Source organism: Streptococcus sp. 27098_8_99 (assembly GCF_041431935.1).
GTDB lineage: Bacteria > Bacillota > Bacilli > Lactobacillales > Streptococcaceae > Streptococcus > Streptococcus parasanguinis_D.
In genome coordinates, this window is the sequence record NZ_JAPVYQ010000007.1 from 1 (window position 1) to 12,688 (window position 12,688).

Here is a 12,688-nt window from a genome sequence, read left to right on the forward strand (position 1 = left end):
GGTACTTACCATCCTCATTTTTATGATCTGAGGCTTTAATGGTTGCACGGTAGCTGCCATCACTTTGACGGACTGCTTTGTGCCATACTAGATCATCTTGCCAGTTCTTGTCGGACCAAGTTGGAACCAAGACTTCTTTCAAGCCATTTGGAGCTACTACATTGCGAATTACTGCATCAAACGTGCCTGACTCGGAATTATTGTTCTCTATCGTTACAGTACCACTTGGTTTTACGTGGTGTACTTCTGTCGTAGTCTCTGTGATGTAGTTTCGTTTGTCAGCTTGATCTACATAATAAACATGGACATTGTACTTACCATCATCATTTTTATGATCTGAGGCTTTGATGGTCGCACGGTAACTACCATCGCTTTGACGAACTGCTTTATGCCAGACTAAATCATCTTGCCAGTTCTTGTCGGACCAAGTTGGAACCAAGACTTCTTTCAAGCCATTTGGAGCTACTACATTGCGAATTACTGCATCAAACGTGCCTGTTTCGACATTATTATTTTCAATCGTTAACGTGCCACTTGGTTTTAAATCCTCTGGACGTTTTCCAATATAAACATTTGTCGTTGTTCCACCCACACCCGTCATTTGTCCATTATTCTGAACATAGTAAAGGTGAACATTGTAAAGACCGGTTGAGTTTTTATGGTCCGCTGCTTTTACATTGACGGTATAGGTCCCATTTGCTTGACGATTGGCTGTATACCAAACAAGGTCATCTTGACCGCCTGTTTCTGACCAGATCGGTACAGAAACGGTTCGAACTCCATTTGGTGCCTTGACATTTGAGATGACAACGTCAAAGCGGCCCGTCATAGTATCGTTATTGACAATGTCAATCTTCCCACTTAAGCTGCCTTCTGTTGGATCCGCTGCAGGTTTTGCGTTCGCTGTGAAGCGACCGGTATAGTCCACACTGTGGTCAAAGAGGTGTTTTCCTGGAAGCAATTCCGCTTGAGAAGTGAACTGCCAGGCGCCAGCTTTCCCATTGTAACGCAAGCTTTTCGCATCATTTACAGATAGTTTTGGAGAAGGGTATTGGGCAACCCAGAAATTCTGAAGCCCAAATTGAGCGGTGTTGACAGGACCTTTCTTGCGAAGGTTGTTTTCATCCAACCAGCTAGCACTGGTGTAGAACATCAAGTTGGTGTAGCCATTTTTACGCATTTCGTCCGCCCAGGCTTGGGTGTTGCGGTTAATGTTTGGCTGCATCTTGGCATCCTCAAAGTCATTGACCATGAGGGTGTTCTTTGGAAGATTCAAGCGTTGCGCCTCTGCAATGTAGAATCGTGCTTCTGCACGCGCTGCTTCCTCAGAAGTATAGCGTGAGAAGTGGTAGGTCGATACTTGCAGACCCGCAGCTTGTGCATTACGAATTTGATTCTCCGCATTCGGGTTCTTGTACCAAGTGTCTTCTGTCAATTTGACAACGACACCGCCCACGCCCTTATTAGCTAGGGTACGGTAGTCTCCAATACTAATGTCTCCGTTGTGGCTACTCACGTCAACGAATGATTTTGGCTGAACCGCCACATCTGTTGAACGACCAGCTGGAGCGTGAGCGCCTGTGTTAAAGAAGGTCGTGCTTCCTGTATTAGACGGAAGAGGAGTTTCTTCTTTCTCAGTAGTCGATGCTTCTGTAGCTTTCTCTACAGATGGGGTTCCACTTTCTGAAGCCGCGGCCTTGTTCACAGGTGCCACAGGTTGCTCGGTCACATTTGCTGGTGCTGCATAGTTGCTTGCGACAGGTGCTACCGACTTTTCGGCAACGGCTACTTCTGGCGCTTTTTCAGCTTGGACTTGGTTGCCTTCAGTAGTAGCGGCCTCATTTGAAACCAGCTCATCTGCACTGACTCCCTGAGCAGATACAGCCATCAAGACTGCCGCTCCGGCATAAAAAATAAGATCTTTCTTTTTCATATAAACTTCCCTTTATACAAATTTTATACGTTAATCATTTTACCACACGGTTTCAGCGATGAAAAGTTTTATAAGGCAAATTTTTAAAATTAGTGATATTTTTTGAAAAACTAAAAAAAGAAGTCTATCTGACTTCTTTTGCTATTAAACTATTTTTCATATCCCAAATAAATTATTTACTACAATCGGTAGTTGTCAAAAATTTAATTAGAAAAAGAATTATACCTGATCTAAATCCTGTTTCATCACTGAAATCATTCTTTTTGCAACTGTGTCCCACGAATATTCTGCTTTATAATAATCTTGTTTCATCTGAACATTTCTAAAGAAGCTTTCATCTTTTATTAGATTATACATTTTATCAGCTAAAACCCGTGGGTTTTCCTCTTCAGCAGGTATTAATAATCCTGTTTCATTATTTTGAATTAGATTTGGCATTTCCATTAAATTACGTCCAATACATGGTAAACCATAGCAAAGAGCTTCAACAAACACAATTCCAAATGCTTCAAATCGAGAAGGTAAAACAAATACATCACAAAGATTATAATAATATTGCACCTTATCAGCTGGTAGATTCCCTAAAAAATAAACATTCGGATTGTTAAATTCCATCGGTGCATCTGAGGGACCTATAATGTACAACTCTGCCTCTGGCATGAGATTATTTTGCAAATAAACAAAAGCATTATAAACAAGATCTCCACCTTTACGCAAAAAATCTTTGCCAATAAATAAAAATTTATTTCGTCCCTTATGTGAGTGCTCAAGTAATAGGTTGTCCATATTTGTTCCCGCTCCCACGTAATGAACTTTTTCAACTGGAAGCCCTTGTTGAGCTATTAGGTAATCTGAAAACCATTTACTCATAGTAAATATTCCAGTGGCTTGATTATAAAATGTTTCCTGTTTTCTCATTCGACTATCTAGAATATCTGCCGAGACGTTTTGAAAACCACTATATTTGAATGATTGACTATTGTTTCGAGAACTCTCTATCAAATAATGAAGATTCAAGTCTTGATAGATATACACTGGATTATCAGGAAAAGATAAAGGAAACTCATCAAATGTAAGACAAACATCCTTTGGAGAGAGATGAACTTGATTTTCAGCATATTTTATATACGTCATGTTCATATCAGATTTTCTAATACCTAAACGAACAAGCACTTTGTGCACATTCATTCTAAAAGTATAAAAAATATTCTGTTCCTCAACAATCTCGTATTTTCCTAAATACTTTTTAATATTAGTTATTGTACCAGACCAATCCCAGGTCAATTGTTCTTTGTTATGAATAATTCTTGGAATTACAATCTTCAAACTAACCCCTCCTAAATTTATGTTTAGCTATATCTAAAATATGATCTAACAATGGATTTTTTAAAAGTTTGAGCTCTAATAAATAGATGATTAAGCTTACTAAAGTAATGCTAAAAATTAAAAGAAGTGAATTAGTTACGAATAACTTAAACCCAAAACCAATGACTATTATTGAAAAGAAACCTAGTAAAGCTTGAACTAAGTTCTGTCTCCATAGTACAAAATTAATGTACTTCCCGCTTTCTCTTACAACCAGAAAGTTATATAAAACAATAAAAAATTCTGATGCAATCGTTGCTACTGCAGCACCATTCTGATAAAATACTGGAATTAAAAGAAGACTAATTCCGATATTTACAACAATTCCATATAGAGCTCCTGTTAAGTTTACAGTTTCACGTCCGATAGGTATATTAAGCCCATAAGTTAATATCCCACCAAATATGGCTCCAATTAAACTAATTGCTAGTAACTGTAATGTTAAAGTGGCATCGATAAATTTTATTCCACCTAAAAATAAAATAATTTCCCTAGATAGGACAATAAGACCTGCACTCATTGGAATTAAGATTAGAGTTACCACTGAAAGTATTTGAGTATAACTTTTTTTAAATTCGTCAATTTTCTGTTCTCCAAACAAATGTGACAACCTAGGTATTGTAACAGAATAGATTGAAGCTAATAAATTTTTTAATATTGTATATACTCTGGCTGCAACAGCATACAATCCAACGTAATATGCTCCTTTAAACCACTCTAATATTAGCATATCAGAATTAGCATAGATACTAATTACTAGACCACCAGAAAACAAGACAATAATTGGCTTAAAATGCTTTACTAGATCAAGTCTCCAAACAAGAGAGAGTTTTAAATACTTTCTACAATAGATTAAATTTAAAATACAAGATATCCCTGAACCAATTACTGAGATAAATGTATATAGATATAAATCACTAGCTGTTTTAACAAGAACAAACATCAATATCAACGATAAAATTTGTATAATGATACTTCTAATCGTAATATAAAGGAAATCCTCAAAAAGAACGTTTATCCAGTCCACTCCGAGTGTTGTAAAAACAATTGTCAAACTTTGAATAAAAATCAGAATTTGATATTCTCTATTCGGAATAAATAAGCATACAACTAATACTAACAACAGATAGGATACTATCGTCGATAAAATATTTATAGTAAAAATTTGATTACCTAAATGACTTAATTTCTTAGAATCAGATCTAATACGCCCCCCTTCCCTAATAGCATAAGTAGAGATCCCAAGTGCAGCAACTAAAGAAAAGTAACCTACAATAGAAGCTGTATAATTAATTTTTCCTAGGTTCTCCACACCTAATATTCTACTGATATAGGGATAAGTGATTAAAGGGAATATAATTGAAAGTGCTGTTTTAAATAAATTTAAAGCCGCATTCACTCCCATTTTTTTAGTCATCTATTAACTCTCCATCTCTGTTTAATTTTGCAGATTCATTATTGATAATAACTAGTGTCAACGTTAACGCAATAATCCGAGGTCTATCAATATATGACATGATTGGAAGGCTCATCAGAAAACTAATCAGTAGGCCTGTTATTAATACGTTGGAACTAAGTTTCTTTACCCACGTCATAATTAAATTTATAGTCAAAAGGATATACCATACAAACCCTGGCACCCCCAAAGAACCTAATGTTCCAAATATCCCGATATCATCATAATTAAAAAATCCATCAGGCCCTTTTATAAAATAATATAAAGAAGTGCCCTTTTCCGGAGTATGCAATCCTAAACCAAATGGATAAGTAAAAATTTTATTAAAATAATATTCTATTGCACCTGTTCGAGCAAAAGAGGAGCCGGTGTTATCCGAAATACTATCAGATATTGAACCAAATTTATTTGAAATAATGAATAAACCCGCCGTCCCTAAAATAAGAGTCCATAATAATGAGGATAGAGTTAGTCTACGCTTATTGTATATGAAATACATTGAAAGAATGACTATTAGTACAGTCACCAAATAGTATCTCGACTGATCAACATAAAAAATAGCAACTAACATCAATAATAAACTAACTATATCAAAAAATGATTTTTTAAAATGATTTGCAATAATTTTCCATGCCACCAATATAACAAATACCCGAACAAGTCCCTCAAAAACACTATAAATACGTAAAGGTACTGTTAAATTATAAATATAACTTATAGGAATAATCTCTTCAATTTTCAAAAACAATGTTTGCAAGCCATGATATCTGTATACTTGCATAACAAATAATATTGATACTATTGAAATAGTTATCTGACCGATTTTAACAAAAAGCTTATAGTTTCTTTCTGTCTTAAATATCTCGCAAAGAGGAAAATAAAGGAGTAAAATTGAATAAGGAAGAACATCCCACAATACTTGCGTAATCGAGTAATCAAATAAATACATTGACACAAGCGAATTAAAAAACAGAATTAGAAAAAAGATTAGGATATAATTTCCAAAAATACCTAGTTTAAGTTTCCCTTTATTATAGATAAAGTATGCCAAAAATAATATTAAAGAATAGAATGCAACTCCTAATTTATTACTGGCCGCTCCTCCCAGTAAATTCGGCCAACTTACTAGATAAAAACCTCTGAATTCAATCAAGAAAAATAGTAAAAATAGAAAAAGATATTTATTAAATTTCAATGTTTTTTCTCCTTGAAATACGTACCATCCAATATTTTTTTCAATCGATATATCTTTTTACACAAGAAGTAGGACATATCAGATATTTTCAAAGAAAGTTTAGATGCCCCTCTATATTCTCTGTAATAGTATTTTTTTGATACACGGCCAATTTTCTCTGACTCAGGATTATGCGCTCCTCTATGATAATGATAAATTGTCCATTCAGGATAGAAATAAGTCATATATCCCTTATTCCTCATTCTTTCACTTAAAATCATTTCTTCACAATAGAGAAAAATATTTTCATCAAATCCTGATACTGCTTCAAAAGCATTTCTAGAAACAAACATAAAGCTACCACTAACCCATCCAGTCTCACCCTCAGGAGCAGTATAGTCAATATCAATCCATTTATGTATCTTACTATTAAACCACTGCCTATTATAATCCTGAAGGATCATCTCTTCTACAAAATTCATCCGCTTACGAGGACTTTGAATATCTCCTTGAGGAGTAAGAATCTTAGGACCAACTATACCTATTGGATGATCGCTCGTTTCAATGATAGTTTTACATTCATTCAACTGTAAACCATTAGGAAACTCTAAATCATTGTTTGAAAAAACTAGATAGCGTGTATCAAAGTTCTGAATTGCAAATTTTGCACCTAAATTATTGCCTTTAGAGTATCCACCATTTTCATTGGAATCAATTATATAAATTTTCCTTTGTGAAATTTCAAAAGAATAAACTTTTTTCCCATTAAAAGCAGAGGAAGTAAATTCAACTTTAGAATCTTGTAAGAATTGTTTCCCCAATTCTTCCGCACTATTATCTACGATAATGTAATGTACATCATTCCCAACATATATATCAATAAACTTTTTTATATAATCTACTGTATCACTCATTGATTTGTAATCAGTAATAATTAATGAGTACATAGAATCTCCTTTTGTTTTACTTCGCTAATTCCTGATAGATTATTCGTAATTTTCTAGCGCTATCCTCTATATCAAATCCAGCTTCTTTTATTTTTTCTCTAGAACCATATGGAAGGCGTTCATAACTCATAGAGGTGATAAAATCTGACCACTTTTCAACACCATCAGATAATGATAATCTATAAAAGTTTGAATTAACCGATGCTGACTCTGGAACAGCAGAACTTACCACACAAGGTAGTCCAGATGCTTGTGCTTCAATATTCACGATTCCAAATCCTTCATAGAAAGAAGGTAACAAAAAAACATCCATTGCTTGTAAATATTGTGCTGGTTGTTCTTGTTTTCCAAGCAATAAAACCCTTCCTAATTTTATTTCTTCGTCTAGCAGCGTTTCTATATTAGCTCGTTCTTCACCATCACCAATCCATATAAAATAAAAATTAGGTGCCTTTAGAAAAAAAGTATGTATTAGGTCAACTATAAATTCAGGATTTTTTTCATATGACATTCTCCCGACAGTACCTAAAACGATAGCCTCCACTGGAATATTTAGATTCTCTCGTACCTTTTGCCTTAACTCTTCATTATATAAAAAGTCATTGATTACAATACCATTTTTCAGTATCGCCACATCAGACAAATCAGTATCGCCATACAAATAATTCGCTGCTTCAAGTGAACAGGCCAACTTATAATCAACAAGAAACTTAATTATTTTTCTTGCCGTTAACATTTTTAATCTGCCAACAAAACCCTTACCACGACTAGATGAAGTAGTGTGAGCATGAAGTACTATTTTTGCACCTACAAGCTTTGACAGAATAATATTAAATAACCCCTCGATAGCATCATCTGCGTTAATATGAACAATATCGTACTTTTCTTTTTTTAAAATAGAGTAGATATTTCTTAGCCTTTTTATTTTACTTGATGCTTCCTTAACATGTTGAACCTGTCCCCCGTTTTCTTCAATTATTCGATGAAAACTAGGGTTCTTCAATTTTCCAATAGCCAAAAAGTCAACTTGAAAGTCGTCTGTTAAGGGACGAGTCAAGTTATAGGCTATTACAGACCTACCTCCTGCTCCGAAATTGTCTGCCCCCATTTGTAAAATTTTAGTTTTCATCTATTTACTCCAGTAACTAATACATTGAATCACAATTCAAATTGAGACTTGTCAGGATAACGATTAGACAATATCTTAGAAAATTTCTCCAAGTCATTTTCTGTCATCGCCATATCATCATTGACACAAAGTAATTTTGTCTTTTTTTTCGATAATAATTTAGGAAGCTGATCAACAGCGGTAATTGAAATTGATTTTCCAAAATTTTTAGTAGATGGTTGAAAATCATTACTTTCAATTTGCCAATAACATAATAAATAATGATTTATATCCGTATTATAGTCTCTAAATTTATGTTTAGATGTTTGAACAAAAATGTCTTCTTCTACATTCCATAAATGAATTAGTGTACTCTTTTTTATTGGAACTGGTGTATGCTGATTATAGTATCCAGTTATCTTCCATGGAAATAACAAAATATTTTTTAAAACCAATTGACCATATTTAAAATTGAAAAACTTAAACGGCGACTGTTTCAAGGCTTTTTTATTTGAAAAATGTCTATATAAAACTTCTACATTATTAAAATAAACTTTGGAAAAAGATGACCACGGAACCAAGGCTTCATAAACAGCCAATAGCCTCGGTTGTCCGTTGACAAAAAAATCATCAGGCTTAACATCTTGAATCAAATACATGTCATCGTTAAAAAAAACAAAGTTCTCTGATAAACCTTCAATGCGGTGTAAATTCAACTCAATTGCAGCAGAATTAAATGTTGGTAAATATTCCTCAGGCATAAAATCACTATGCCTAACCCATTTTAGTTTAGGATGATTTAAATTTAACCATTCCGGTTTTTGACCATTAGTTATAAGATAAATATTATTTACCCACGGTGCATGCTTCTCTACCATCCGAAACCAATAATTGAATGTTCCATAATCTCTATAACGGTGCAGATTATCTCCATCATTATCAACCTGCAAACTATTAGACGTATATTTATTTTTTTCTCTAATGAAGTCAGGATCATTTCCATCAACCCAAAGTACAACAAAATCAATTTTTTCTTCCATGCTAAATCACCTATAAAATAATTGTTTGGCCGGTCTAACTATATAATTTTTTTGTTAAAAGTCCATTATTCCGATACAATAAAAAAGAAGAAAGACCAAAAATATTATGTTACTTTTCTTTATCAAATAAAATAGTCCAAACTTCATTTGCCAAACCCTTGTCTAAAAATCTCAGAATGATTTCTTAAAACAACATCAAAAAACGTTTTGTATACTGAAGGCTAGTTTTAACACTTTAAGTCTATACAGTACATATTTTAACTTATTTGGTTGGTCTTTCATTTGAGAAAGAGAAACACTATTCTTAAGCAATTCTTGTTTCACTTCATCAGTAATGTCTATATATTCTCTGTCTAATTTAGATTTATACAAACTTGCTAGTATGTGAATCAATCCATTTACATAATAAAGTTGTGAAATATGCAACTCTTCTTGATTTAATTGAGAACGAACAAAATCAGAATAAAAAACTTCTTTGTAGAACCCAAACATATCTCTAAACTTTTTCTCATTCCAAGACTGTGTAATAGAATCTGGGTTATCGATTAAGTAGTGATAGTACTTTTGATTTGTCGCATAGACTTTCTTAGCTGAAAGAAATAATTTGTAATTTGTTCCCAAATCTTCATAATATTTTCTGCTAGGAAATAAAATGTTGTTATCTACAAATAACGACTTTCTATAGATTTTGTCATTAGCAAACCCAGTAATATAACGATGCTTCAGCATTTGAACAAAAGCATCTTTACCTTCAAATACTTGAGTCACTTCTGGTTCTGAAACTATAGCATCTTCTTCACCCTTCACAAAATCACGATTAAAAGAAATAATATCAAACTCTTGAGATTCTAGCGCTTCTGCTAACACTATAAAGGTATCTGGTTCAATCCAATCATCTGAATCAGGAAAATAAACATATTCTCCTTTGGCATGAGAAATACCTGTATTCCGTGCTTCAGAAAGTCCACCATTTTCTTTATGAATAACTGAGATAAAGTCATAATCCTTAACATAGTCATCACAGATTTGAGGAGAATGATCAGTACTCCCGTCATCAACAAGTAGAATCTCATAGTCCTTCCATTCTTGGGCAAGAACACTTTCAATGCAACGTTTTAAATATCTTTCAACATTATATACTGGAATGGCGACAGTTAATAGTGGTTTCATAGATTATTTACCTAATTTTTTATTCTACTCTAATTCTTCTCCTCTCTGATCTAATTGACTTACAACATTCAATGATATATGGTAAATCTTTAAATCAGCTCGGATATAATCCTTTTTTCAGCAAATTTGATTATTTAATATTTCTTATACAACTCCAAAAAATTCCGAATATAACTTTGTAATGAGAAGAGTTCTTTTTGGCGTTGGACAGAGGCCTTACCGAATTGCTCTCTCTTCTCGGTATTGTTAGCCAATTCTTGAATAGCCTTAGATAATTCTTCAGGCTGATTCGGTATAGCAAGAAGACCGTTTTCACCTTCCCTGACCATCTCACAGACACCACCATGTCGGTAGCCGACTACAGGTTTGCCACAAGCCATGGCTTCGAGGACGACTGTTGGTAGTGGATCTGGATTTGTACTTGGCAAGACAAAGATATCAAACATATTATAGAGTTCTGTCGTCTTGCTATAATAGTCAATTCGCTTGATTTGGCTAGCTACCGGTGAGTCTGATATAGCCTTTTCCAACTCATCCACGCGCCACTCTTCCCCATCAAATGCACTACCTGCTAAAAAGGCTACTGCTTTTGGATTAGCCTGTAAGATTGGCGTCACAGCTTCTAGGAAGTCTCCTTGCCCTTTCCAGGCATTTACTCGACCAACCATTCCAATAACCAAGGCATCCTGTGCGATACCAAACTGGTCACGGACCGCGCTGGCATCCATCACCTGGTAAACAGCATTGTCAACACCATTATAGATAACTTGAACCTGCTCGTCTTTCACATAGCGAGACTGCTTGACATGGTTGGCTACAGCATTTGAAACTGTCACAATCGTATCCGCATAGCGCCCCATCAAAAAGTTGATAAAATCTGAAATGGCTTTTGGTTTGACGATAATTTCATGCACATGCCAAATCAAAGGAAGTTTCAACTTCCGCTTGAGGTAAATTCCTTCAAGAACTGCTGTTGTATTGTTGTGAATAAGGCTAATGCCATTCTCCTTAGCATACTTTGCAATTTGTTTGGAATAACGGTTATAAGAGCCAAAGTACTCAAGAATCCCTTTTGGATTAAAATATTTACGACGCAAGATTGGGTAGTCAATGACTTTAACCTTGGCACCGACCTCTTCTAAAGCACCCACTAAGACACCGTCGTTGGGTAAAATAACGTGTGCTTCAAAAGCATCTTTATCCAATCCTTTAATAAGCTCTAACAAAACCTTGTCAGCACCATACATTTCGGCACCAGCATGAAGATATAATATTTTCTGCATTTCTAACCTTTAAATACTTTCTCGTAGTCTGTGACAATCTTTTCCCAAGTAAAAGCTTCTGAAATCCGTTGACTTGATTTTTGATTAAGATCTTCGATTGCTTGAGCATCCATTTGTTCAGCCTGATAAATGACATGTGCCAATTGATCTTTCTTCCAATAGAGCGCCCCATCTTCACCGACTTCACGGTTAAAACCAACATCCAACAATAGATTAAGCTTAGTAGACTCTAGTGCCTCAAGAAGTGACGGATTGGTACCACCTACCTCATGACCATGGAAATAAGCAAAGGCATTCTCACGAATGTATTTGAGCAACTCTTGATCATAGACCGTCCCGACAAACTTCACTCGAGGATCTTGATCAAATCCTGTATCCTTACGCAACTGTTCATAGAACTTGTTTTGTTCTACATTGGTAATCAGGACAAAATCTTTTTGTGAATTGGACTGCATAAAGCCACGAATCATGGCCTCATAGTTGTTTTCCGGGACAAAGCGACCTACGACAAGATAGTAGTTTCCTTCAGCAACTTGCTTATTCGCAAACCAAGTCCGGACTTTCTCATCCTCTTTGTTCAGGATAGACTTGCTTGTATCTGTTCCATAGGCGATATAGGTCGTCTGTGGCTGATACTTAGCATAGTCCTTCTGAATATAGGCTTCGATATTCTTGCTATCACAGATTAAAAGATCAGCATGTTTGACCATGAGTTGCTCAGAAAACTTCCAATACTTGCGGACTGGAAGGCTCCACTTGGCACGAAGCCACTCATGACCATCCGGATTGACCATCAGAGTTCCTCCGATAGCCTTGATTTTCTTTTTAATACCTGAAATAAAGGGACCAATCCGGCAAGCTAAGACATAGAAGATCGGTGCCTGATCCTGATTTTCCTTAGCCATTTCAATCGCCTTATTAAGTGCTGCGATATCATAAGCAATAGCACGTGCAGGACCAATATTAGGGACATCAATGTTGTAGCAAATTGCACCGTTATGCTCGAAAGTATCTGCAGTAATCCCTGATTTTGCTGAATTCTCCCTCATACAAGCTACATAATACTGGATATCCTTGTCTTGTTGGAATTCTGTCAACTTTTCAACAAAGGTCTCAAAACCACCATATTTTGCTGGAATACCTTTGGAACCAACGATATAAATTGATTGTGTCATTTTTCTCCTAACATGGAAAGGACGAAGTAGGTATTTT

At 35.0% G+C, this 12,688-nt stretch carries 10 protein-coding genes; all 10 read right to left on the reverse strand.

Annotation, left to right across the window (positions count from 1 at the left end; genetic code table 11):
- A partial coding sequence (locus tag O3605_RS05315; RefSeq protein ID WP_371585440.1) for a GBS Bsp-like repeat-containing protein occupies positions 1–1,933 on the reverse strand: 1,933 nt, incomplete at its 3' end.
- 219 nt (positions 1,934–2,152) lie between these two features.
- Positions 2,153–3,259: a glycosyltransferase family 4 protein gene (locus O3605_RS05320; protein WP_371585441.1), complete on the reverse strand. Its 1,107-nt coding sequence runs from the start codon at positions 3,257–3,259 to the stop codon at positions 2,153–2,155.
- Position 3,260: 1 nt separating this feature from the next.
- Positions 3,261–4,715: a flippase gene (locus tag O3605_RS05325; RefSeq protein WP_021154071.1), complete on the reverse strand. Its 1,455-nt coding sequence runs from the start codon at positions 4,713–4,715 to the stop codon at positions 3,261–3,263.
- The gene (locus O3605_RS05330; RefSeq protein ID WP_003014546.1) at positions 4,708–5,949 is read right to left on the reverse strand and encodes an O-antigen ligase family protein; all 1,242 of its coding nucleotides are present in this window, start codon (positions 5,947–5,949) and stop codon (positions 4,708–4,710) included. Before O3605_RS05330 ends, O3605_RS05325 begins: the two co-directional genes overlap by 8 nt.
- Positions 5,946–6,875 carry a glycosyltransferase family protein gene (locus tag O3605_RS05335; RefSeq protein WP_003014514.1) on the reverse strand — a complete coding sequence of 310 codons (930 nt, stop codon included), beginning with the start codon at positions 6,873–6,875 and terminating at the stop codon, positions 5,946–5,948. Before O3605_RS05335 ends, O3605_RS05330 begins: the two co-directional genes overlap by 4 nt.
- Positions 6,876–6,891: 16 nt before the next feature.
- A complete protein-coding gene (locus O3605_RS05340) occupies positions 6,892–8,004 on the reverse strand; it encodes a glycosyltransferase (protein ID WP_003014554.1) in 1,113 nt (370 codons plus the stop codon).
- Positions 8,005–8,033: 29 nt separating this feature from the next.
- Entirely contained in the window at positions 8,034–9,023 is a 990-nt protein-coding gene (locus tag O3605_RS05345) for a stealth family protein (protein WP_061455834.1), read from the reverse strand.
- 195 nt (positions 9,024–9,218) lie between these two features.
- A complete protein-coding gene (locus O3605_RS05350; RefSeq protein WP_371585443.1) occupies positions 9,219–10,193 on the reverse strand; it encodes a glycosyltransferase family 2 protein in 975 nt (324 codons plus the stop codon).
- A 134-nt stretch (positions 10,194–10,327) separates the two neighbouring features.
- Positions 10,328–11,476: a glycosyltransferase family 4 protein gene (locus O3605_RS05355; protein ID WP_371585445.1), complete on the reverse strand. Its 1,149-nt coding sequence runs from the start codon at positions 11,474–11,476 to the stop codon at positions 10,328–10,330.
- A 2-nt stretch (positions 11,477–11,478) separates the two neighbouring features.
- On the reverse strand, positions 11,479–12,651 hold the full coding sequence (gene cps2T, locus O3605_RS05360) for a beta 1-4 rhamnosyltransferase Cps2T (RefSeq protein ID WP_371585446.1): 1,173 nt from the start codon (positions 12,649–12,651) through the stop codon (positions 11,479–11,481).
- Positions 12,652–12,688 lie beyond the last annotated feature (37 nt).

Coding starts and splice junctions, on each gene's coding strand:
- O3605_RS05325 (WP_021154071.1), bottom strand. CDS start 4,715: ATGACTAAAAAAATGGGAGTGAATGCGGCTTTAAATTTATTTAAAACA.
- O3605_RS05335 (WP_003014514.1), bottom strand. CDS start 6,875: ATGTACTCATTAATTATTACTGATTACAAATCAATGAGTGATACAGTA.
- O3605_RS05340 (WP_003014554.1), bottom strand. CDS start 8,004: ATGAAAACTAAAATTTTACAAATGGGGGCAGACAATTTCGGAGCAGGA.
- O3605_RS05345 (WP_061455834.1), bottom strand. CDS start 9,023: ATGGAAGAAAAAATTGATTTTGTTGTACTTTGGGTTGATGGAAATGAT.
- O3605_RS05350 (WP_371585443.1), bottom strand. CDS start 10,193: ATGAAACCACTATTAACTGTCGCCATTCCAGTATATAATGTTGAAAGA.
- O3605_RS05355 (WP_371585445.1), bottom strand. CDS start 11,476: ATGCAGAAAATATTATATCTTCATGCTGGTGCCGAAATGTATGGTGCT.
- cps2T (WP_371585446.1), bottom strand. CDS start 12,651: ATGACACAATCAATTTATATCGTTGGTTCCAAAGGTATTCCAGCAAAA.